Source organism: Candidatus Neomarinimicrobiota bacterium, assembly GCA_041154365.1.
In the GTDB taxonomy this organism is placed as follows: domain Bacteria; phylum Fidelibacterota; class Fidelibacteria; order Fidelibacterales; family Fidelibacteraceae; genus Fidelibacter; species Fidelibacter multiformis.
Genome location: AP035449.1, coordinates 2,524,598 through 2,546,413, shown reverse-complemented (window position 1 = coordinate 2,546,413; position 21,816 = coordinate 2,524,598). Strand labels below are relative to the sequence as shown.

The window sequence follows — 21,816 nt, the reverse complement described above, 5'->3', positions numbered from 1 at the left end:
TAGTAGCAATTTTCAGCGATTTCCCCACTATTTTTTTATATGGAACCCGTAAATAACGATTCGTGGCCTGATTTTTTTGAGAGGTTTAACAGCCGTCATGAAGATTTTATCCGGCATTTATCCAAGTCTTTCCCCAACTTAAAAACAGCAGAATTCAGGGTCTGTTGTTTTCTGAGAGCCGGATATACAACCCGTCAGATTGCTGAAATCTCAGGTCGTACGCTTCGGGCGGTGGAAACCACCCGTTATCGTCTGAGGAAAAAAATGCCGTTGAAACGCCACGAAGACTTAGCTCTATTTTTAATGAAATTATAAACCCGGAATGAACATGAAAAACTTTCTCATTAATGTTACGAATTTATATGGGATGGGGGATTTGTAAAGAATGAAAAAGATTCGAATTTTGCTGGTGGAAGATGAAGCAATTATTGCTTACAACCTTAGTCTGGAATTGGAACTGGAAGGGTATGATGTTTGCGGTTGTGTGGCATGTGGTAAAAAAGCTATACAAAAATCCCAGGAGGAAAAACCTGATTTGATACTCATGGACATCTCTTTACAGGATGATATAGATGGTATCCACACCATGGAAAAGATCCGTAAACAACAGGATATCCCAGTTATTTTTATGACAGGTTACTCTCAGTCGGATTTCAGTGAACAGGCAAAAAAACTGAATCCGCTGGGATATTTTAGCAAACCTGTCGATGTCAGTCTGCTCACTCCCATTATCAAATTCTATTTTGGTAAAGCCCCGGAACAATTATAAAAAATTATTCATCATATATATTATTATCAATATTATCTTGCTTTAAGTCGCATTTCGCTGTATTTTACCCCCGGGGTGGGGGGCGTTACCTAAGCGAAATCATATATTCCATCTCTCTTATAATCCTGGTGCTAAATCAAATGAATCGCCAATTCTATTTAAGAAGTTAGAAGGTGGAAGTTGGAATTTAGCGTCGCTTTGCTCCTGATAGTTGGTTCATGGGTTCAGGGGCTCATGGGTTCAATAGCCGCTTCGCGGTTTTCAAACGCTGCTGCGCAGCGTTCAAATGTCGACGCCTGGAATCATTGAACGCCGAAGGCGATTGAATGCTGAGCGCAGCGAAGCAATTGAAAGGCACGAAGTGCCGCTTGAATCCTATAACACTGCGTGCAGCGAAGTGCCAATCCCCCAATCCAATCAATCACCTGTGAAATACGCTGCGCTCATTTCACGGGGCAGGCAATCAAAATCTGGAAGTTGGAAGTTGGAAGTTAGCGTCGCTCCTGGTGTTTCAATCAAATCTATCTATCCAATCGAATCAATCTCCCCAATCCCCTCACCACTGCCGACTGCCGACTGCCGACTGACGACTGATGACTGACAACTGTCAACTGCCGACTGCCAACAAAACAACGTCTAAACATTTACAAGTGGAGGTGCCGGGAATCGAACCCGGGTCCGAAATAGCGACTTACACGATTTCTCCGTGCGCAGTTTTTTGTTGAGTCTTACTGCCGGGAGGACAAAAAACAAACCACCGGCAGCCAGTCTGAAAGTGTTTAGTTCTTAGTACCCAGACAATACCAGGAACGAGTCCGTGTTATTGGCGCCCGGTCCGGGCCCACGAACAAACCCGGGCGGACGGCTACCTAATGTTGTTTAAGCAGCGTAAGCGTAATTGTCTGCAATTACGATTGTTTTCAGGTTGATTCACGAGGAATCCTGAACACCTCGGCACGCTATCGCATAAACCGGTCTATCCCGTCGAAACCTGTACACCCCCTTTTCAAAAAGCACGGTAGTATAGGGATTTTCCCCGTTCCGTTCAATACTTTATACACATCTGTAAGCTGTCGGTTCCTCCTGACGGTTTTTGTCGTTATGCAGGCAGACTCTTCTTAAATTCTTTCTATGGAAACACTTTCCAAAGAACATCTAAAACGTATCCGCTCCCTGCAACAGAAAAAGTATCGCTCAATTCACCAGGCTTATCTGCTGGAAGGAATTCTTCTCCTGGAGGAAGCCCTGAAGATGCAGGCACGGGTTCAGGAAATTCTCTACCAGCCTTATCTCCTGGATAAACCAGGATTTAATGCACTCCTGGATACAGCCCGCCACCGAAATATCCCTGTGTATGAAGTCTCTCCTGGTGTGATAAAAAGCCTCAGTACCGAGGTGAGTCCCCAAGGGGTGATTGCTCTTATTGCCATGCCGTCTTCTCCGGATATCACGCTTGAAGGCTCTCTGTTGGTGTGTGACGAAATTCAGGATCCGGGAAACCTGGGGACCCTGATCCGCATTGCCCACTGGTTTGGACTGGCCGGGGTGATTACAACACCCGGGACGGTGGATGCGGTAAATCCCAAGGTGATCCGGTCCGCCATGGGATCCCATTTTCACCTGCCTGTTTTCGAAATGACGATCTCAGATATCCTGGAAAAAACCCGGAATTCCCACCAAATTTTAGCCAGCGTGGTCCGGAATGGTACACCGGTTTCCAAACTGAAAATATCTGATAAACCTTTTCTGCTTGTGATTGGGAACGAAGCACGGGGTGTAAATCCCCAATGGAACGGTGATGCTGTTTTACCTGTTACTCTGCCGCCTTTGAGCGATTGCGAATCCCTGAATGCAGCTACAGCAGCGGCGGCCATCCTCAGCATATTATGTTATCAATTGTAATAGTAGAGAACGGTTTCAAACCGTTCTCTACAGGTTTATCCCCGCAAACATTCCCCCAAAAAACCGCACAAAAGGTGTGATAATAATCCCGAAAACACTGAATCCGGTAAACATTCCCAGGAAAATGAGTCCCATCAATACAAAAGGTCCGTATTGTTCCAGACGGTCTACGTAATGTTCATAGCGCCAGGGTAGGAGTCCGCGCAGAATACGACCCCCGTCCAGAGGCGGGATAGGAAGCAGGTTAAAAATCGCCAGGGCCAGGTTGATATAGAGGCCGTAAAGAAGGATCATTTTCAGGAAATCTCCGGTAAAATTTCCGGAAGACTGGAGTCCCACTGCCCGGATCAGCAGGCCAAAAAGAAAGGCCAATACCATGTTGGATGCCGGACCGGCCAGGGCAACCCACAGCATATCCTGTTTGGGATTTTTAAAATAACGGGGATCCACAGGGACCGGCTTGGCCCAGCCGAAGCGGACCAGAAAAAGCATAAGGGTTCCGATGGGATCCAGGTGGGCGATAGGATTCAGAGTCAGACGCCCCATCATTTTTGCCGTGGGATCTCCCAGTTTCCAGGCCACATACCCGTGTGAAACTTCATGGACCGTGAGGGCAATTAAAATGGGAACAGCCAGGGCGAGGATATCTAATATCTGATTGTTCAATCGTGTCTCCGTTCTCTGGGGTGAAAGGTTTTATGGACCTCCTTCAAATATTCCCGGTCCAGGTGGGTGTAAATTTGGGTAGTGGAAATGTCCGAGTGTCCCAGCATTTCCTGAACGGCCCGAAGATCGGCGCCGCCTTCCAGCAGATGGGTGGCAAAGGAGTGACGGAAGGTGTGTGGACTCACTTTTTTGGTGATTTTAGCCGCTTTGATATACTGCTGGATGATTTTCCACACGCCCATGCGGCTCAGGGGCTTGCCCCGGGCATTGAGAAAAACCACATCTTCACTCTCGATGGATTTTTGCGCCAGGGTGTATCGCACATAGGTCAGATAGTGCTTTAACCATTCCCGGGCTTCCGCACCCATGGGCACCACCCGTTCTTTTGAACCCTTTCCGAAAATCCTCAGCCAGCCATGATTCAGATAGACATTGGATAGACGCAAATCCAAAAGTTCTGAAATCCGAAGCCCGCAGGCGTAAAGCAATTCCAGCATGGCACGATCCCGCCTTCCCAGATCCGTCTCTGTGTTGATCACATTGAGGATAGCTTCCATCTCGTGAATTTCCAGAACCTTGGGGAGTCGGGCCGGAAGCTTCGGCAGATCGATGTTTTCCGTGACGTCTTTCTGAATGTACCCTTCATTCATCATAAATCTATGGTACATGCGGATGGCAGAAAGGTTCCGTGAGATGCTCCGGGGCGCCAGGGGAACATCATGGAGTTCCCGGATAAAAGCAATGACATGGGATATTTCAACCGCGTCGGGATTTTGAATTTCCAGACTCTCCAGATAGGCCAGATAGCGGTTCAGATCGATCTGGTAGGATTCGATGGTATTGGCAGCTAAATTACGTTCCACTCTCAAATGATTGATAAAATCGGTCAGGGTCTCTTTGAGTCGATTCATGGCGGCAGGTCAGGTTTTAAACAGTTTTGTTTCAACCAGCTCGCAAAGGAGATGCCCTACCGTGACATGGATTTCTTGGATCAGTTGTGTGTTTTCTGAGGGAACCACGATGGCCAGATCCGCTTCACTCCGGATTACTCCACCGTCCCGTCCCAGGAGGGCAATGGTGGTGATTTTCTTCTCCCGGGCGCTTTTCACTGCCTTTAAAACATTGGGGGATTTTCCCGAGGTGGACAGAGCCATAAGCACGTCGCCGTTATCCCCCAGAGCTTCCACCTGGCGGCTGAAGAGGCTTTCAAAACCTACATCATTGCTCCAGGCGGTGAGGAGGGATGTATCCGTCGTGAGGGCCAGGGACGCCAGCCCGGGCCGGGTTATGTTCAGCCGTGCCACCAGTTCGGCGGACAGGTGCTGGGAGTCGGCTGCTGAGCCGCCGTTACCGCACCAGAGAATTTTCTTCCCCTTTTTCAAAGTCCGGATCATGATGGCTGAGGCGTCATAAATACGCTGAACCAGATCATCCGATGCGGCAATCCGGTGTTTCAGATCGCCACCGGCTTTCAGATGGGCACGGATCAGGTCGAAGGAGCTGTTCATCATGTTATTCTCCGTGGACCGCTTTCACAAAGGCTTCCAGCAGGTCTGTGTTGTTCGAATCTTCCAAAACATTCCCGGTGACAATAAAATCCGCTCCGGCCAAAACCTTTTCCCGGGCAGTTTCGGGGGTTCGGATACCGCCGCCGGTGATTACGGGAATCCGGACATATTTTTTTATCGTGCTGATCATGGCATTGGGAACAGGTCGTTCTGCACCACTTCCGGCTTCCAGGTAGAGAATTTTAAAGCCCAGCATCTCACCGGCAAGGGCATGGGCCAGGGCCAGTTCCGGCTTATGGGCCGGCAGGGGACGGGTCCCGCTGATGAACTCTGCGGTCGTTACTTTCCCGGATTCCACCAGCATGTACCCTGTGGGAATGGTTTCCACGCCGGAACGCTTGATTTGAATGGCGGTGGTCACATGTTCACCGATGAGCAGATTTGGATTCCGGCCGCTGATGACACTGATATATAAAATGGCATCCACATGGGATGTTACCTGTCCGATAGATCCGGGAAAGAGGATCACGGGGATATCGGATGCTTCATGGAGTGCAATCAATTTATCCGTAAATCCCTCGTCGGTGATCAGGCTGCCTCCATAGAGGATGGCATCGGCACCGGCGCGGCTGATCACCCGTGCAAATTCAGCGGTTTCCTTTATTGGCCGTGCATCAGGATCAATCAGGACCATGTATCCGGCCTGATATGTTTCCCGGGCTTTAAGTAAGTGTTCGTAGACCGTCATAGGCTTCCCAGAAAGTTGATCAGTTTATCCATCTGTGCTTTCGTCCGTTTTTCTGTAACCGCCAGGATCAGTTCATGCATCCTGCCGGGATAAAATTGTCCCACATGGACTCCCGCCAGAAATCCCGCCTGTTCTGCTTCCCGGACCACTTCTGCTGCCGGGATACGGGTGTAAACGGTGAATTCCTTGAAAAAAGGTTCATCCGAAACTTTATCAAATCCCTTCAAGGCGGTGATTTTTTCATGCAGGTAGTGGGCTTTTTGGGTGCTCAGTTCGGCAACTTTCCGAATGCCGCATTTTCCCAGTAGCGCCAGATAGACCGTTGCTGCCAGGGCATTGAGTCCCTGGTTTGTGCAGATATTACTGGTGGCCTTTTCCCGGCGGATATGTTGTTCCCGGGTCTGGAGCGTTAGGACGAATCCCCTGCGGCCCTGTGTATCTTCCGTTGCGCCGATTATCCGTCCCGGCATTTTTCGCACATACTTCCGGTCTGCCGCAAAAAGTCCCAGATACGGTCCGCCAAAGTTCAGATGATTTCCCAGTGACTGCCCTTCGCCAAAAACGATATCCGTCCCGTAATCCCCGGGAGCCCTGAGAATGGCCAGCGAAATGGGATCAAAACCCTGGATGAAAAGAGCCTCCGCCTGATGGGCTTTTTCCGCCGCTGCCGGAGCGTTTTCCACATAACCGTAAAAATTTGGACTCTGAAGGATGACCGCTGCCGTTTGGGATGTCAGTTTTTCATCCAATGCATTGGGATCGGTCACATAATTTTTGGCGGGAAGAATGTCAATATCCAGTTCCAGGGAACCGGCGTAGGTTTTCAGGACCTGCAGGTAAAGAGGGTGGACCGTTTCAGCGATCAGAATGCGGTTTTTTCCGGTAATATTCCGGGCCATCATGGCTGCTTCCGCCAGGCCGCTGGCGCCGTCATAGAGCGAGGCATTGGAAACGCCCATGCCTGTCAGTTCACAGATCATGGACTGGTATTCATACATGGCCTGGAGGGTGCCCTGGCTGACTTCGGGCTGATAAGGGGTATAGGCTGTTTTAAATTCTGAACGGGAAAGGATATAATCCACCACCTTTGGGATGAAGTGATCATAGGCTCCCCCGCCCATAAAGTTGATCAGCCGGTCTGAAGCCCGGTTTTTTCCGGCGATTCCGGCGATTTCCGCCTCCAGCTCCATTTCCGTTAGGGGCGGCGGAAGATCCAGCGTCCGGTCCGATTTCAACACATCAGGGATGGATTGTAGAAGATCCTCGAAATCCTTAACCCCGATGGCCTGTAACATCTCCTGAAAATCTTTTTCAGAATTGGGGATATAAACCATGGTTTCTCCTCATAAGAGAATGGTGTTCACTTGTCCGTTTGAAGGAAGACTCAGCCGATAAATTCTTCGTAGGCTTCCGCGTCCATCAGGTCTTCCGTTTCGGAAGGATCGGACATTTTAATTTTAACCAGCCAGCTTTCATAGGGCTCTTTGTTCACGTCTTCCGGAGAATCATTCAGGTCTTCATTCACTGCAATGATTTCACCGGAAACGGGTGCCAGCATATCGGAGACGGTTTTGACCGCTTCGATGGTACCGAAAGCATCGCCCTTGCTGACTTCATCACCCACGGAGGGAAGTTCCAGGTAAACCACATCACCCAGTTCGCTCTGGGCAAAATCCGTGATTCCGATAACCGCTTCGTCACCTTCCACACGGACCCATTCGTGATCATCGGAATACTTTAAATTTTTAGGGAAATTCATCATACACTCCTTATACTTTATTGGGGTTAAAATGAAAATGTTCTAAGAAATCCGTATCGAAGGTCCCATTCACGAAATCAGGATGTGAAAGAACCTGTCTGTGAAAGGGAATGGTGGTTTTAATTCCTTCGATAACTGTTTCTTCAAGGACGCGGACCATACGGTGGATCGCCGATTCACGGCTGGAACCCTGGACGATGATTTTTGCAAGAAGAGAATCGTAATTCACGGGGATGGTATAACCGCTGTAGAGGTGGGTATCTACACGCACACCCGATCCTCCCGGAATATGAAGGGCTTCAATCGTTCCCGGAGAGGGCTTAAACCCATTTGCCGGATCTTCTGCGTTGACCCGGCATTCCAGGGCGTGTCCCCGGATTTTGTAATCCTTCAGTCGTTCCGGCAAAATATATCCATCGGCGATCTGGATTTGTTTTTTCACCAGATCCATTCCCATGACCATTTCGGTAATGGCGTGTTCCACCTGGATACGGGTATTCATCTCCATGAAGTAAAAATTCTTTTTATCATCTAGGAGGAATTCGATGGTCCCGGCGCCGGTATAGTTGACGGCTTTGGCAGCCCGGACGGCGGTGTCCTGCATCCGGTGGCGTAATTCCGGATCTACGGCGGTGGAAGGGGATTCCTCGATGAGTTTCTGATGACGGCGCTGAATGGAACATTCCCGTTCTCCCAGGGCGTATACATTGCCATGCATATCTCCCAGAATCTGGATTTCGATGTGCCGGGGTTTTCGAATGAACCGTTCGATGTACAGATCCCCGTTGCTGAAAGAATTCTCCGCTTCATTCCGGGCCGTATTAAAGGCGTTTTGGATATTTTTCGGTTCGTGAACGATGCGCATCCCTTTTCCGCCGCCACCGGCCACGGCTTTCAGGATGACGGGATATCCCAGTTTTCCGGCAATTTTTTCCGCTGCTTCCGGATCTTTAACGACTCCGTCGCTTCCGGGAATGACAGGTACACCGGCTTTTTTCATGATCTCCCGGGCCCGGGCCTTATCCCCCATTTCCCGGATCACTGCAGGGGTTGGACCGATAAAAGCCAGGTGGTGATCGCCGCAGAGTTCGGCAAAGGCCGCATTTTCCGCCAGGAAACCGTATCCGGGATGGATGGCATCGGCATTCGTCAGTTCCGCCGCCGCCATAATCCGGGTCACATTCAGATAACTCTCCCGGGGATTCGCCTCGCCGATGCAAATCGCCTCATCGGAAAACCGCACGTGGAGGGATAATTTATCGGCTTTGGAATAAACGGCCACCGTGGGAATATCCAGTTCGTGACAGGCACGAATAATTCTCAGGGCGATTTCGCCGCGGTTGGCTATTAAAATTTTCTTCAGGGCCATTATTCAATCCGGAATAAAGGTGTTCCGTATTCCACGGGTGAGGCATTTTCCGCAAAAATTTCTTTCACCGTCCCCGCCCGTTCCGCCTGAATCTCATTCATAATCTTCATGGCTTCAATAATACAGAGTGTCTGGCCGATTTCCACTGTATCCCCGACTTCCACGAAGGATTTATCTTCCGGAGACGGTGCCCGGTAAAATGTCCCCACCATGGGACTCGTCACTATGGCAGGGTCTTCCGCCGGTGCTTTTTGTGGTGCAGGTTTTGAGGTTTCGGGACTCTCTTTCGGCGGGGTTTGAGGTGTATGGGATGCCGAAGCCGGCGATGAAGAATAGACGACAGAACCGCCTCCCGGGGACTTGTGTTTACTGATACGGATCTTTCGGAAAAAACCGGAAAATTCCAGTTCTTCAATATCACTTTCTTCCACCAGACTGACCATCCGGCGAATCCAGCTTTCACTCATGACAACCCCTCATTTTTAATTAATTGCTTTCCCGTCCCAGATAAGAACCGTCCCGGGTATCCACCTTTATCAGATCCCCTTCGTTGATAAAAATCGGGACCTGGACTTCCAGTCCCGTTTCGCAGGTGGCCGGTTTGGTCACATTGGTGGCCGTATTTCCCCGGACGCCCGGTTCAGTGGCCGTGATCTTCAGAACAACAGCCGTGGGGAGTTCGATGCCGATGGGTTTGTTTTGATACATGAGGACCTTCACAAAGGCGTTTTCCTTCATATAGTACACATCATCTCCCAGCATATCAGCCGAAAGGGGGATTTGTTCAAAGGTTTCGTGATCCATCACGTAATAGAAGGTCCCGTCATTATACAGGTACTCCATTTCCCGGGCTTCAACCCGGGCTTCTTCCACCTTTTCGCCGGAGCGGAATGTGTTTTCCAGGACTTGTCCTGTAATAATATTTTTCAGCTTGGTCCGGATCACGGCACCGCCGCGACCCATTTTGCTGTGTTGAAACTCTACAATTTTACACAGGGCGCCATTGTATACAATGACCATCCCGTTTCTGAAATCTGCTGTTGATGCCACGTTTTGCCTCGTCTCTTTATGTTTAGGAATAAAATTTATGACAGGCTTTTGGGATACACAATGATTTTATGTAAACTTAATCAGTCGTCAGTCATCAGTCGTCAGTGGGCAGTCGACATCCTCCCGCAGAGGGCGCGGAGACTTTTTCCTCCCGCAGTGGGCGCGGAGATGCTGAGAGTGATTTTTTATGGAGAGGGCGGAGATGCTGAGTGCAGCGAAGCAATTGAACGGTACGAAGTGCCGCTTGATTTATTAAACGCCGCTACGCGGCTTTCAATCACCACTTCGTGGTGTTCAAGCACCTCACAATGTTCGGTGTTCAATAACCGCTGTGCGGTATTCCAACGCCTGACGGCGTTCAACCCCCATTTCATGGGGTTCAAGCACCTCACTTCGTTCGGTGTTCAATTCCAGATATGCGGATTTCAATGGGTGACTGGAATTCTTTTTTGAACACTGCGAAGCAGTGCTTGAATGCTGAACAAAGTGAAGCAATTGAACGGCACGAAGTGCCGCTTGAATTCTTGATCGCCGAAGGCGTTTGAACACTGAGCTCAGCGAAGTGCCAATCATCCAATCCCCCAATCCAATCAATCTATTCAATCGAATCCCCCGTGAAATATCCCGGTAAACCGGATCCCTTTTCACGGGGCAGGCAATCCCCTGTGAAATACGCTGCGCTCATTTCACGGGGCAAGCAATCCAATCAATCTATTCAATCAAATCAATCCCTCCAATCTCCTCGTCACTGCCAACTGTCGACTGTCGACTGTCGACTGTCCACTGCCGACTGCAAACAGCGAGTCTCAACCTGAATAATCTTGACAATCGTTTTTTTTTTTTTATAATATGCAGTAAGTTCGTAAAAAGTGTTGGTAATATGAGCCAAAAATCAAAAATAGTTATTTTAATGTGTAATTATTTGTGCCAATGTAACAATATATTTAACAATTGCAGAAAAAGTAAAAATTTATTACCTGATTTCAATCTTTTAACCAAGAGAATGAAAATATTCCAGACTTTTCACCCTAATGGTGCAATTCGAAAAAACAGATGAGGCAAGCATGATCCGGAAAACATGTCTGATAGTAAGTATGATAACACTATTGGCTCTTTGTTCCTGTGAAGATAATCCTTCGGAATTTGAACCTGAGCCGGAACCGGGCAAACGGAACTATGTATGGACATTGGATACGCTGGATATGCCCATGAATTATATCAGTTCGGTATGGGGTGCTTCACCTGATGACGTATGGGCGGTTGGCGGTGGCGGTACCCAGTATGACCGGCTGCTGCACTATGACGGCACAGAGTGGACGACGTACACCAATGAAACAATCTGGTGTTCCGGATTTACGCTGTTTGGTTTCAGTGCGGATGATGTATGGATGGGGGGTGGTGCAGGCTGGCTTGAGCATGGAGCAGGGATCTGGCATTATGACGGTGCGGAATGGAAACAAAACTATGTGTATAGTATCGAAGAGGATTACTATTCTATTAATATTTATGATATGTGGGGAACCTCACCAAACGATGTTTATGCCTGTGGTGTTATCAGTTTTTTTGATGGAACAAATGAGTGTTGGCGAGGGTTTGTCTTGCATTATGACGGCACGAACTGGCGGGAAATGGCCCGGGCTGATTTTAATTCACAGTTTTTGAGGATTAGAGCAGAGAATGACAAGGTGTATGTATTTTCATACGGGATCAATTATGAGACCGGTGACGGCGATGTGGAATTTTATCAGGTAGTAGATAATGAACTACAGCAAATCTATTCCAATAAAGAAAGCATAATTTCCTGGGCTGGAATAAGCTCAATATATGGAAAGGTTTATTTTACTGTTGGTAATGACGTGTTTTATTATAAAAGTAATGATTTTAAAAAGTTTATTTCCATAAATATGAATAATTTCTATAGACCAATTTTCGGGAGAAATGAAAAAGATATTTTTATTTGCATGAAAGACGGCATTGTTCACTATAATGGCACAGACATGGAATATCTCTACAAGCTTCCAACAGAAAACATTAGTTTTGTTGGTGACCCTCTGATTTTAGAAAAAGATATAATTTTTAGTATACTATGTCCTGGCCCATATGACTTGGTTTTACACGGAAAATTGGTGGAATAGTAATGGGAAATTATATTAGAAAGAAAAAAGGGGTATAAGGATGAAAAAGTTCAAGATATTATTTAGTCTTGTTTTTATAATAATATTTTCTAATTGTATTTTAACAGATGAAAATAATGATAATGAAATAAGTCTTCAAAATACTCTATGGACATTGAAATCATTTGATAATGACGGCAACATTCTCAAACCACCAAAGGATAAAATTTATACTATCCATTTTAATAACGATAGCACGATCTCAGGTAAAAATGACTGTAACGATTTCTTTGCAAAATATATCATTTTTTCCGGTGATTCATTAAAAATTGATCAACTGGTTACAACAGAAAAGAATTGTAGTGGTGATCAATCCGTAAGTGATAAATATCTTTCCGCACTTCGTAAAGCTCATAATTACGCAATAAAAAATGATTGTTTATATATTTATTATGAAAATAACTACAGATTAATATTTTTTATTAATTAGTATTGTGTCTCAGCTTTCCATTCTTATAAAGAATGAAAGAACGTATAAGATAAGGAAAAGTAATTATGAAATTGAAAGCTTTTTTGTTTGTTGTATTTTATTTAGTATGTGCATACTCAGATAGTTATGCACAATTAAGTGAAGGGGGACAGCCTTACTCTTTTAGCCGACAAGTTTCAGAATCCATCGAGGTTAAAGAAATGATGGAAATTGACACGGAAATGCTTCTGTTTGAGGACGAATATGCGCCGGAATTTGAACCTTATCGTTTTGGTTATGGATTTGATGTTTCATATAATATGCAAAACTCGGGTACGTGGGTAAATTTTCCCGATGGAAGTAAACTATGGCGTTTAAAAATAATATCTCGTGGTGCATATTCAATAAACTTGATTTATGATAAATTTTGGTTGCCAGAAGGATCAAAATATTTTTTATATAATAATGAAAAAAGTATGATTATTGGTGCTTTTACATCCCGAAATAATAAAGCGCATGGTAAGTTTGCTACCGGATTAGTTAGAGGTGATGAAATTATTCTTGAATATTATGAACCCGCAAATGTTATCCGAACCGGTGAAATTAGTATTTCCAGAGTTGTTCATGCTTACCGTGATTTTTTTAAGGGTGCTAATAAGAGTCATTTTTATAAAATTACCGGTTATGGTGATTCTGAAGCTTGTAATAATAATGTCCATTGTCCGGAAGCTGAAGACTGGCAGAATGAAGTTCGATCGGTTGGTTTGATTGTCCTAGGTGATGGTACCAGACTTTGTTCCGGCTCTTTACTTAACAATGTTAAAGAAAATTATGCTCCCTATTTTTTAACTGCCGAACACTGTTTAGACGGGGATATTGACACCTGGGTTATTTGGTTTAATTATGAAAGCAACACCTGTAACAATCCTCCTGAAGAGCCGACTGCACAAACACTTGTTGGAGCATCTCTCAAAGCTAGTAATATAGCATCAGATTTTGCATTACTCATACTTGATGAAACACCGCCTTCTGATTACAATGTATATTATAACGGTTGGTCTAATATTAATACTCCACCGACATCTTCTGTAGTTATCCATCATCCAAGTGGTGATATCAAAAAAATTTCCTTTGAATACGATCAAGCAATATCCAGTTCTTGGGACGTAACACCAGAAAATTCTCATTGGAGAGTTACATTTGATGATGGAACTACAGAAAGGGGGTCATCTGGAGCACCATTAATTAATCAGGACCATAGAGTTGTAGGTCAGAATCAAGGAGGAACAGGAGATGTTCCTTTTTGTGAATATAGAACTAAATGGTATGGCAAATTTTCTATGTCATGGAATTATGGGGGCAGTTCTTCTTCTCGCCTAAGAGATTGGCTTGATCCGGATAACACAGGTGCTACAGTTCTTGATGGTATTGATAATGGCATGTTGTCGGAAGGCACGTTGCCAGCAAATGCAATATGGTCCGGATCCCACACAATCACAGGAATTATTATTGTTCCTTCTGGTATTACTCTAACTATATCCAATAGTACGAATATTACTCTGAATGGGTATTCAATAATTTCTACCGGCGGAACGATCACCGTCGAATCCGGCGCAACCATCAACTCCTCCAATTCCCATACCCGGCTTATAACGGGAAGTGCCATTAAAGGGATATATTCCACAATCACATCTGCCATGTCAGCCGCCACCAGTGGCCAGAGTATCGATGTATATGGTTCTCACACCCTTGCCGTGAGTCTCACCGTTCCCCCGGGGGTGACACTGACATTTAGAAACGGGTCAGATATTACGTTAGACAGTCATACCATTCAAAAAGGATCCGGGTCACTTGCTATCGAATCCGGTGCAAGCTTTACTCCGGATATCCGTCTTATGTCCGGGTCAACGGTTCTGGGGTTGTATACAACAATTGATGATGCATTTAATAACGGATCAGAACTTTACCTTCGCGGAGAATTTATTTTTAATGATACGTATACCCTGACGAGTGGAAGAAAGCTGGTGGCTCAGGATGGAGCCCTGTTAAAATATCCATCGGGAAAAACATTGGAGATAGCAGGGGGTGCAACCCTGGAAGGAAATAATGCAACGTTTACAAGTATTTCCGGAACCTGGGGCGGTCTATATTATCAGGAAAACAGTTCGGGCTCATTAAGCGGATGCACTATAACCCATGCAACCACAGCCATTCGTGATCATTCAGGGAAAACAGGCCAGGATGCCCTGGTACTCAGTTCAAATACCATATCTGATGCATCTTACGGAATAAGCTCTCTGAATTCTTCAACGTATATTTTTTATAATCATCTGACAAATATTTCAAGCAGGGCAATTAATTCAGGATTGAATGGGACACCTGTTATAACCTTTAATGAAATCTCAAACAGTAAAAATGGTATTTACTGTTCTAATGGATCGACCCCATACATATATGAGAATACATTGTCCGATATAGAGACGTATGCTATTTATTGTTCAGGTTCGAATGGGTCTGTCGTTATTTCCAACAACGAACTATCAAATTCCGGATATGGGATCATGAGTCTGAATGTCCCGGCGGGTTCGGAAATTTCTGATAATACAATCAGCAATGCCTCAACCTTTGGCCTGTATGTTTACAACGGGTCCCCCTTAATAGAATCAAATGCAATCACGGAATCCGGGTTATTCGGTCTATATTTTGTGAACAGTAATTCGGAAATGCACAATAATTTGATTACCGGCGGAAGCGGGAATTATGCTTTTATAATGTATTCATCATCACCGGATCTGTATTATAATACGATCAGCACCACGGATGCTTTATGGGCAGTGTATGCAAACAACGGGAGCGATCCGCTGTTTGGACAGTATGAAAATTATACATACACGGGCTTTAATTATATGTCATCCGGAGAATCTTCAGAGGGTGTTATTTTAGCATCCAATGCTTCAACGCCTGTTATGGGTGGACATATCCCACAAGTGTGGGGAAATTGCAAAAACTCCATTATCTGGCAGGGGACCTATTATGCCGCCGTCGCATCGGATGGCACATCATCCATCGATGCAAGACGTTGCTGGTGGGGTCAACCTTCAGCATCTGCCTGTTACGGAGATGTACTCACCACATATCCTTTGCAATCCGATCCCGGTTCCGGCAGCACCCTGAGTAAAAGCAGCCCTGAATCGGTCATCGCATCCCATCCGGAAGAAAAACCGGGCGACGAAGCGGCCAAAGCCCTGTGGGAAGTCGCTATGAGTGCCGTGTGGGAAAAGAACTATACCGGGGCACTCGATGATTTTCAGACCCTGATCCGCTTATATCCCGCCTCCACTTATGCCTACCGGGCCTTGAGCATGTCCGTACGCCTCTGCCGTGAACAGAAACCCCGGGATATGCTGACGTATCTGGATGAACTCCTGACCGGTGTCGACGATAAGACCCTCCGGGCCGTGATCAAATCCCGGAAAGTGTCCGAATACCGTCGGATGAAAGATACGAAACAGGCCATCGCCCTCTCCCGTGAAATCCTTGCGGAAAACCCGGAAACCATCCATGAAACCACGGCCCTTTTTGATCTGTTCAATCTCTATGATAAGGATTTAGCGGATAGTGTTCAGGCGGAGTATTATTTAACAGAACTGAAAACCAAATATCCGGAGGATGAACTGACCGGCATTGCCAGAATCGATTGGGGAGAAGATCCGGAGAAAGTGGTGATCCGGAAACGGACCCTTCCCGGACAGGAAGAGGAGATCCTTCCCGAAGTTTTTATACTTGGATCCGCCTATCCCAATCCCTTCAATCCGGTGACCCGGTTGACCTACAGCCTGCCGGATGCGGGGGATCTTGTGTTTGAAGTTGTGGATATCACCGGCCGCATTGTAGACCGGATAGCTTTTTCGAATCATCCCGCCGGCGAACACCATTTTGATTACACCGCTTCACACCTCTCTACGGGTCTTTATATCGTCAGGGCCCGTTTTGACCGGCAGGTGCAGATCCGGAAGATTGTGTATATGAAATGAGCCTCCCGCAGAGGGCGCGGAGATGCGGAGGGATTTTGGGTGATGCCTCCCGCTGAGGGCGCAGAGACGCGGAGAGTGTTTTTATATTGCGGAGGGGGCGGAGACGCTGATATTATTTTTTATATATCGCAGAGGAAATTTGGGAGCACGGAAGGTATGAGGGTACAAGGTCACGATAGGGAGAGGGTGCAGACCTGTGTCCGCCCGAAATATTAGCACCTCGATATGCCGGCCAGTCGGCGGCCTACTCAACGACCGGGATGATTGAAATAAGGCCTCAATCTGTTGTTTTATTCGATAATACATATATACGAATAACAATATCATCTTGCATTGTGTCGCATTTCGGTGTATTTTACCCCCGGGGTGGGGGGCGCTACCTAATCGAAATCATATATCTCGTTTCACTTATAGCCTTTGCAGTAATTGATTGCAAAATCATCCAATGAATAAAAGTCTGAAAATCTAAGTCTTAAAATCTGCAATTTTCTAAAAACATACACTCAAAACTCAAGACTCCAACTCAGAGGCAGGACACGTCCTGCCCCTACGACTCTCCACTCTCCACTCTCCACTCATTCAATGTATTTTACCCCCGGGGTGGGGGCGTCACCTAAGCGAAATCATATATCCCATCTCTCTTATAATCCTTGTGCTAAATCAAATTAATCGCCAATTCTATTAAAGAAGTTAGAAGGTGGAAGTTGGAAGTTAGCGTCGCTGCGCTCCTGATGTGTGTCGAGATGTAGGGACAGGCTGCGGCCTGTCTGAAGTTAGCATCGCTGCTCCCGGTGTTTCAACCAGGTCAATTCTCCAATCTAATCAATCGAATCAATCCCCCGTGAAATATCCCGGTAAACCGGGTCCCTTTTCACGGGGCAAGCAATCCAGTCAATCTATTCAATCGAATCAATCCACTAACTACTGCCAACTGTCCACTGACGACTGTCGACTGATGATAGCTCTTGGGCGAACACAAGGTTCGCCCCTGCAAATTCACGTTCTCACGTTCCTCGCACCTCGCTACTCGATACTGACTTTCGACTGATGACTGCCGACTGTCAACCTGCCATCTTGTCTATCCAAAATCATCAAACGCGATATTTTCCTCGTCCACACCCAGGTTGTACAGCATTTTCTGCACCGCATCCAGCATCATGGGCGGGCCGCAAAGGTAATACTCTATTTCTGAAGGGTCTTCGTGTTTGCTCAGGTACTCATCAAAGGCCACCTGATGGATAAATCCCACCGGTCCGTCCCATTTGTCTTCCGGTAAGGGATCACTCAGGGCCACATGGTATGAAAAGTTGGGGTGTTCTTTGGCAATGGCCTTGAATTCCTCATCATAAAACATTTCCCGTTTGGACCGGGCTCCATACCAGAAGGTGGCCTTCCGTTTTGTTTTTTCCGTGTGGAAAAGATGAAAGATATGACTCCGCATGGGGGCCATCCCTGCACCTCCGCCGATAAAACACATTTCTCGGTCCGTATCTTTAATGTAAAACTCACCGTAAGGACCCGAAATGGTGACTTTATCACCCGGCTTCAAATTAAAAATCCAGGATGAGGCAATGCCGGGGGGAACGTCCATTCCCCGGGGCGGTGTGGCAATCCGGACATTTAAAATGACTTTTTGTCCCTCTGCCGGATGATTGGCCATGGAATAAGCCCGGAAAACCGGCTCGGGATTTTTTACCTGTAAATCAAATAAGTTGTACTTTTCCCAGTCCTCCCGAAACCGCTCATCAATGTCAAAATCCTTAAAACTCAACTCATATTCAGGGATATCGATCTGAATGTATCCTCCGGACCGGAAATCCAGTCGCTGATTCTCATCCAGATCCATAACCAGTTCCTTGATAAAGGTTGCCACATTTTTATTGGACGCCACAGTGCAAGTGTATTTCTGAATATTAAAAATTTCTTCCGGAATCCGGATGGACATGTCGTTTTTGACTTTCACCTGGCAGGATAGGCGCCAGTTATCTTTCTGTTCCCGGTAGGAGAAATGGCTAGTTTCCGTAGGGAGGATTTCACCGCCACCTTCAAGGATCTGGCACTTACACATGGCACAGGTCCCGCCGCCGCCGCAGGCCGAAGGGAGAAATATTTTCTGGTCGGACAAGGTGTTCAGCAGGGTTTTGCCTGCCGGGACGGTGATGCTTTTTTCCTCATTCTCATTGATGGTGATTTTTACATCGCCTTTATACACCAGTTTGGATTCGGCGGCGATAAGGATCAGCACCAGCACAACAATCATGCCGACAAAAACAAGAGTACTGATAAGTAAGACGCCTAATGTTGTCAAAACACGTCTCCGTTCATTTTAAGGTTATAAGCTGATACCGGAAAAACTCATAAAAGCCACAGCCATGAGTCCCGTCACCAGCATGGCGATCCCGAGTCCCCGCAAGCCCTGTGGAATGTTTGAATACCGGAGTTTGTACCGGATGGCCGCCATGGACACAATGGCCAGCATCCAGCCGGTTCCGGCGCCGAAACCGAAAACGATGGATTCACCGAAGGTATAGGAACGTTCCACCATAAACAGGGAGGAACCCAGAATAGCGCAATTGACGGCGATAAGGGGGAGAAAAATTCCCAGTGCCGCATACAAGGCCGGACTAAAGCGGTCCAGGATCATTTCCACAAGCTGGACCATGGCGGCGATGACGGCAATAAAGGCAATAAAACGGAGAAAACTCAGATCCGCTTCCGGCAGCCCTGCCCAGCCCAGGGCTCCATCCTCCAGGAGGAAATGATTGATCAGCCAGTTTACAGGCGTGGTGATTGTCAAAACAAAAACCACGGCAAATCCCAGTCCCACCGAATTTTCCACCTTTTTCGAGACGGCCAGAAACGAGCACATCCCCAGGAAGAATGCCAGGAGAATATTTTCCACGAAAATGGATTTGACAAGCAGGCTCAGATAGTGTTCAAACATCATTCACCTCACTCTTCTTCCGAGTATTTAAACAGGGTCCGCTGGAGCCAGATAATGAGTCCCAACAGGATAAAAGCCCCCGGGGCTAAAACCATGAGTCCCATATTCTGATATCCCGCTTCATACGCTGCAGATGGAATCAAAGTGATCCCGAAAAAGCTGCCGCTTCCCAGAATTTCCCGCCCGATGGAGACCAGAATTAAAATCATGCCGTATCCCAGTCCGTTCCCGATACCGTCCAGGAGGGATGGAATGGGTTTGTTCTGCATGGCAAAGGCTTCGGCCCGTCCCATGACAATGCAATTCGTGATGATGAGCCCTACAAATACAGAGAGTTGTTTGCTGATATCATACAAAAAAGCCCGTAAAACCTGATCCACTAAAATCACCAGAGAAGCAATAATGGTCAGTTCCACAATGATGCGGATTTTTGAGGGGATCTTTTCCCGGAGCAGGGACACAAAAAGGTTTGAAAAAGCCAGAACAAAGATCACGGCCAGGGTCATCACCAGGGCGGTTTTCACCTGAACGGTTACAGCCAGGGCCGAACAGATACCCAAAACCTGTTTATTGATGGGATTGTTATCGATAATCGGATCTTTTAAAACCCGTTTATGGGTGGAGGATAAAAGGGACATTAATCCACCTCCTTTTTCCGGTGTTTAAACCAGGCTTCGTACTTTTGCAGATCTTCCCGGAGAAATTGTGTGACACCTTTTCCCGTGAGTGTTGCTCCGCTGATGCCGTCCACCGTGTGAAAAAGCTGATTTTGGGGAACGGATGATTCTGCATCCCCCCGGGCGACCCGGATGCTAACCAGCTCTCCATCCGGACTGAAGATCTTTTTTCCGGCAAAGTTTTCTGAAAACCACTCTTTTTCGATTTCACCGCCGAGTCCGGGCGTCTCCCCGTGTTTGTAAAAAGTTACCCAGCGGACCGTTTCAAAATCAGGTTCAAGAGAAAGGTAACCATAAATGGTGGACCAGAGTCCCTTGCCTGAAACGGGGATGGCCAGAGCAACCAGATCACCGGCCCTGTTTTTCCGGAGGTAAACGGGCAATTCTCCGGAATCCGAGAGTTTACCGTTTTCCGTAACAAAAATTTCTTCCAGTGAGTCGGCATATACCTGCTCGATTTTCTCAGGGGATAAGCCTTCTTCAGGCACAAGTCCCAGGGATTTCAGAATATTGGTTTTTAAATCCAGTTCTTCATTCCGTTCCTGGTAGGGTTTAAGGAGGGTGGCAGCGGATGCCAGAAGCAGACTGGCCAGAACCGTCACGATCACGGCGAAAAGAAGGGTGTATTTATTGCTGTGCACGATTCAACCTCCTTTTCATGTTGGTTTTCACCACGTAGTAATCAAAGAGGGGGGCGAAAAGATTCCCAAAGAGGATCGCCAGCATCATCCCTTCCGGATAGGCCGGATTGACCACCCGGATGAGAATCGTCATCACACCGATGAGAAGCCCGTAAAACCATTTCCCTGTCCGCGTCATGGCCGCCGATACGGGATCCGTCACCATAAAAACGGTTCCGAATAGAAATCCTCCCATGAGAATATGATACTGAAAGGGCAGGTGCATCATGGGATTGGAGCCGGGCTTTGCCAGGATATTGAAAAGAGAAACGGTGAGGAAAGCACCGATAACTGTACCGGCCATGGACCGCCAGCTTGCCGTCCGGGTGATGAGAAGGAAAAGGGCGCCTAACAAAATGGCGATGGCCGATGTTTCACCGATACATCCGGGATAGAGTCCGGTTAAAAAAGTTTTCAAATCGTAATTCAGGGAGAAATTCATGAGGGAGGTTGTGACCGATTCTCCCGCAGGAGTGGCCGATGCTACCGCCAGGGGTGTCGCACTGGTTACGGCATCCACCGATCGTGCCGCCATATAGGGGGCTGAACCGGAAAACCCGGACGGGTAGGAGAAAAAGAGAAAAGCCCGTCCCACCAGCGTGGGATTAAAGATATTCATGCCCGTTCCTCCGAAGACCTCTTTCCCGATAACCACACCGAAGGAGATGCCCAGGGCAACCTGCCAAAGGGGTGTATTCGGAGGAAGGACCAGGGGAAAAAGCATGCCCGTCACCAGGAACCCTTCGTTAATTTCATGTTTTCGGATCACGGCAAAAAGCACTTCCCAGAACCCGCCCACGGCATAGGACACAATGATAATGGGCAACACAACCCGGAGTCCCCGAAAAACAGCACCCCAAAACGTGACAGAAATCCCGTCGGCAATGAGTCCCTGAAGTCCTGTGTTGTAAATACCCATGAGAATGGCAGGGATCAACGCGATGATCACCATGGACATTAGGCGCTTGATATCCAGATGGTCGCGGATATGGGGGGCATCGTCCGTGACTTTCCCGGTGGTAAAGGTAAAGGATTCAATGCCTTCGAAGAGAAACCAGAGTCCGTGAAAACGGCCGCCTTCTTCAAAGTAAGGCCGGAGTGTATCAAAGAGTTTTCGCATCATTTTC

General features: G+C 47.0%; 20 protein-coding genes, 1 other RNA gene and 1 pseudogene. 7 read left to right on the top strand and 15 right to left on the bottom strand.

All coding sequences use genetic code 11. The features are described from left to right. The first annotated feature begins 39 nt into the window (after positions 1-39). The gene (locus strainIA91_RS10835; protein WP_400166787.1) at positions 40-315 is read left to right on the top strand and encodes a helix-turn-helix transcriptional regulator; all 276 of its coding nucleotides are present in this window, start codon (positions 40-42) and stop codon (positions 313-315) included. A 70-nt stretch (positions 316-385) separates the two neighbouring features. Continuing rightward, on the top strand, positions 386-769 hold the full coding sequence (locus strainIA91_RS10830) for a response regulator (protein ID WP_400166786.1): 384 nt from the start codon (positions 386-388) through the stop codon (positions 767-769). Positions 770-1,417: 648 nt separating this feature from the next. Here strainIA91_RS10830 and ssrA read toward each other — a convergent pair. Then, positions 1,418-1,772, bottom strand: a transfer-messenger RNA (tmRNA) gene (ssrA, locus tag strainIA91_RS10825). 128 nt (positions 1,773-1,900) lie between these two features. Between ssrA and strainIA91_RS10820 the strand changes: the two genes are divergently transcribed. Further along, positions 1,901-2,671: a TrmH family RNA methyltransferase gene (locus strainIA91_RS10820; protein WP_400166785.1), complete on the top strand. Its 771-nt coding sequence runs from the start codon at positions 1,901-1,903 to the stop codon at positions 2,669-2,671. 27 nt (positions 2,672-2,698) lie between these two features. Here the strand turns inward: strainIA91_RS10820 and strainIA91_RS10815 are convergent, their stop codons facing one another. The 9 genes from strainIA91_RS10815 to efp are packed head-to-tail and all read right to left on the bottom strand — an operon-like array spanning position 2,699 to position 9,771. Next, complete coding sequence (locus tag strainIA91_RS10815; protein WP_400166784.1) at positions 2,699-3,337, bottom strand: site-2 protease family protein; 639 nt, start codon at positions 3,335-3,337, stop codon at positions 2,699-2,701. Beyond that, complete coding sequence (gene xerD / locus strainIA91_RS10810) at positions 3,334-4,248, bottom strand: site-specific tyrosine recombinase XerD (RefSeq protein WP_400166783.1); 915 nt, start codon at positions 4,246-4,248, stop codon at positions 3,334-3,336. The genes strainIA91_RS10815 and xerD overlap by 4 nt, the downstream gene beginning before the upstream one ends. Before the next feature lie 9 nt (positions 4,249-4,257). Continuing rightward, complete coding sequence (locus strainIA91_RS10805; RefSeq protein WP_400166782.1) at positions 4,258-4,848, bottom strand: SIS domain-containing protein; 591 nt, start codon at positions 4,846-4,848, stop codon at positions 4,258-4,260. 1 nt (position 4,849) lies between these two features. Then, entirely contained in the window at positions 4,850-5,593 is a 744-nt protein-coding gene (locus strainIA91_RS10800; RefSeq protein ID WP_400166781.1) for a geranylgeranylglyceryl/heptaprenylglyceryl phosphate synthase, read from the bottom strand. Then, positions 5,590-6,927 carry an aminomethyl-transferring glycine dehydrogenase subunit GcvPA gene (gene gcvPA / locus strainIA91_RS10795; protein WP_400166780.1) on the bottom strand — a complete coding sequence of 446 codons (1,338 nt, stop codon included), beginning with the start codon at positions 6,925-6,927 and terminating at the stop codon, positions 5,590-5,592. Before gcvPA ends, strainIA91_RS10800 begins: the two co-directional genes overlap by 4 nt. 50 nt (positions 6,928-6,977) lie before the next feature. After that, entirely contained in the window at positions 6,978-7,352 is a 375-nt protein-coding gene (gene gcvH, locus strainIA91_RS10790; RefSeq protein ID WP_400168268.1) for a glycine cleavage system protein GcvH, read from the bottom strand. Between the two features lie 10 nt (positions 7,353-7,362). Beyond that, positions 7,363-8,721, bottom strand: a complete 1,359-nt coding sequence (gene accC, locus strainIA91_RS10785; protein WP_400166779.1) for an acetyl-CoA carboxylase biotin carboxylase subunit — start codon at positions 8,719-8,721, stop codon at positions 7,363-7,365. Further along, complete coding sequence (gene accB / locus strainIA91_RS10780) at positions 8,721-9,188, bottom strand: acetyl-CoA carboxylase biotin carboxyl carrier protein (RefSeq protein ID WP_400166778.1); 468 nt, start codon at positions 9,186-9,188, stop codon at positions 8,721-8,723. Before accB ends, accC begins: the two co-directional genes overlap by 1 nt. A gap of 19 nt (positions 9,189-9,207) precedes the next feature. Continuing rightward, positions 9,208-9,771, bottom strand: a complete 564-nt coding sequence (gene efp / locus strainIA91_RS10775) for an elongation factor P (RefSeq protein ID WP_400166777.1) — start codon at positions 9,769-9,771, stop codon at positions 9,208-9,210. Between the two features lie 1,031 nt (positions 9,772-10,802). On the opposite strand from efp, the gene strainIA91_RS10770 reads away from it, so the two are divergent. From strainIA91_RS10770 to strainIA91_RS10755, 4 genes and pseudogenes are all read left to right on the top strand, one after another. Next, the gene (locus tag strainIA91_RS10770; RefSeq protein ID WP_400166776.1) at positions 10,803-11,906 is read left to right on the top strand and encodes a hypothetical protein; all 1,104 of its coding nucleotides are present in this window, start codon (positions 10,803-10,805) and stop codon (positions 11,904-11,906) included. 40 nt (positions 11,907-11,946) lie between these two features. Further along, positions 11,947-12,375 (top strand): META domain-containing protein, encoded by a 429-nt coding sequence (locus strainIA91_RS10765; protein WP_400166775.1) that lies wholly within the window; start codon positions 11,947-11,949, stop codon positions 12,373-12,375. A 65-nt stretch (positions 12,376-12,440) separates the two neighbouring features. Further along, a pseudogene (locus strainIA91_RS10760) lies at positions 12,441-13,613 on the top strand (trypsin-like serine peptidase); the annotation flags it as partial. Positions 13,614-13,694: 81 nt separating this feature from the next. After that, positions 13,695-16,388: a right-handed parallel beta-helix repeat-containing protein gene (locus tag strainIA91_RS10755; RefSeq protein WP_400168267.1), complete on the top strand. Its 2,694-nt coding sequence runs from the start codon at positions 13,695-13,697 to the stop codon at positions 16,386-16,388. Positions 16,389-17,466: 1,078 nt separating this feature from the next. Here strainIA91_RS10755 and nqrF read toward each other — a convergent pair. Genes nqrF through strainIA91_RS10730 form a run of 5 tightly spaced genes read right to left on the bottom strand, consistent with a single transcriptional unit; the run spans position 17,467 to position 21,812 of the window. After that, on the bottom strand, positions 17,467-18,696 hold the full coding sequence (gene nqrF, locus strainIA91_RS10750) for an NADH:ubiquinone reductase (Na(+)-transporting) subunit F (RefSeq protein ID WP_400166774.1): 1,230 nt from the start codon (positions 18,694-18,696) through the stop codon (positions 17,467-17,469). A 24-nt stretch (positions 18,697-18,720) separates the two neighbouring features. Next, the gene (gene nqrE, locus strainIA91_RS10745) at positions 18,721-19,332 is read right to left on the bottom strand and encodes an NADH:ubiquinone reductase (Na(+)-transporting) subunit E (protein WP_400168266.1); all 612 of its coding nucleotides are present in this window, start codon (positions 19,330-19,332) and stop codon (positions 18,721-18,723) included. Positions 19,333-19,340: 8 nt separating this feature from the next. Next, on the bottom strand, positions 19,341-19,970 hold the full coding sequence (locus strainIA91_RS10740) for an NADH:ubiquinone reductase (Na(+)-transporting) subunit D (protein ID WP_400166773.1): 630 nt from the start codon (positions 19,968-19,970) through the stop codon (positions 19,341-19,343). Continuing rightward, positions 19,970-20,650, bottom strand: a complete 681-nt coding sequence (nqrC, locus tag strainIA91_RS10735; protein WP_400166772.1) for an NADH:ubiquinone reductase (Na(+)-transporting) subunit C — start codon at positions 20,648-20,650, stop codon at positions 19,970-19,972. The genes strainIA91_RS10740 and nqrC overlap by 1 nt, the downstream gene beginning before the upstream one ends. Then, the gene (locus strainIA91_RS10730; protein ID WP_400166771.1) at positions 20,637-21,812 is read right to left on the bottom strand and encodes an NADH:ubiquinone reductase (Na(+)-transporting) subunit B; all 1,176 of its coding nucleotides are present in this window, start codon (positions 21,810-21,812) and stop codon (positions 20,637-20,639) included. Before strainIA91_RS10730 ends, nqrC begins: the two co-directional genes overlap by 14 nt. Between the last annotated feature and the right edge of the window lie 4 nt (positions 21,813-21,816).

What these genes read in the sequence shown, in the direction of transcription:
- strainIA91_RS10835 (WP_400166787.1), top strand. Translation starts at nt 40, where the DNA reads ATGGAACCCGTAAATAACGATTCGTGGCCTGATTTTTTTGAGAGGTTT.
- strainIA91_RS10830 (WP_400166786.1), top strand. Translation starts at nt 386, where the DNA reads ATGAAAAAGATTCGAATTTTGCTGGTGGAAGATGAAGCAATTATTGCT.
- strainIA91_RS10820 (WP_400166785.1), top strand. Translation starts at nt 1,901, where the DNA reads ATGGAAACACTTTCCAAAGAACATCTAAAACGTATCCGCTCCCTGCAA.
- xerD (WP_400166783.1), bottom strand. Translation starts at nt 4,248, where the DNA reads ATGAATCGACTCAAAGAGACCCTGACCGATTTTATCAATCATTTGAGA.
- strainIA91_RS10805 (WP_400166782.1), bottom strand. Translation starts at nt 4,848, where the DNA reads ATGATGAACAGCTCCTTCGACCTGATCCGTGCCCATCTGAAAGCCGGT.
- strainIA91_RS10800 (WP_400166781.1), bottom strand. Translation starts at nt 5,593, where the DNA reads ATGACGGTCTACGAACACTTACTTAAAGCCCGGGAAACATATCAGGCC.
- gcvPA (WP_400166780.1), bottom strand. Translation starts at nt 6,927, where the DNA reads ATGGTTTATATCCCCAATTCTGAAAAAGATTTTCAGGAGATGTTACAG.
- gcvH (WP_400168268.1), bottom strand. Translation starts at nt 7,352, where the DNA reads ATGAATTTCCCTAAAAATTTAAAGTATTCCGATGATCACGAATGGGTC.
- accC (WP_400166779.1), bottom strand. Translation starts at nt 8,721, where the DNA reads ATGGCCCTGAAGAAAATTTTAATAGCCAACCGCGGCGAAATCGCCCTG.
- accB (WP_400166778.1), bottom strand. Translation starts at nt 9,188, where the DNA reads ATGAGTGAAAGCTGGATTCGCCGGATGGTCAGTCTGGTGGAAGAAAGT.
- strainIA91_RS10770 (WP_400166776.1), top strand. Translation starts at nt 10,803, where the DNA reads ATGGTGCAATTCGAAAAAACAGATGAGGCAAGCATGATCCGGAAAACA.
- strainIA91_RS10765 (WP_400166775.1), top strand. Translation starts at nt 11,947, where the DNA reads ATGAAAAAGTTCAAGATATTATTTAGTCTTGTTTTTATAATAATATTT.
- strainIA91_RS10755 (WP_400168267.1), top strand. Translation starts at nt 13,695, where the DNA reads ATGTCATGGAATTATGGGGGCAGTTCTTCTTCTCGCCTAAGAGATTGG.
- nqrE (WP_400168266.1), bottom strand. Translation starts at nt 19,332, where the DNA reads ATGTTTGAACACTATCTGAGCCTGCTTGTCAAATCCATTTTCGTGGAA.
- strainIA91_RS10740 (WP_400166773.1), bottom strand. Translation starts at nt 19,970, where the DNA reads ATGTCCCTTTTATCCTCCACCCATAAACGGGTTTTAAAAGATCCGATT.
- strainIA91_RS10730 (WP_400166771.1), bottom strand. Translation starts at nt 21,812, where the DNA reads ATGATGCGAAAACTCTTTGATACACTCCGGCCTTACTTTGAAGAAGGC.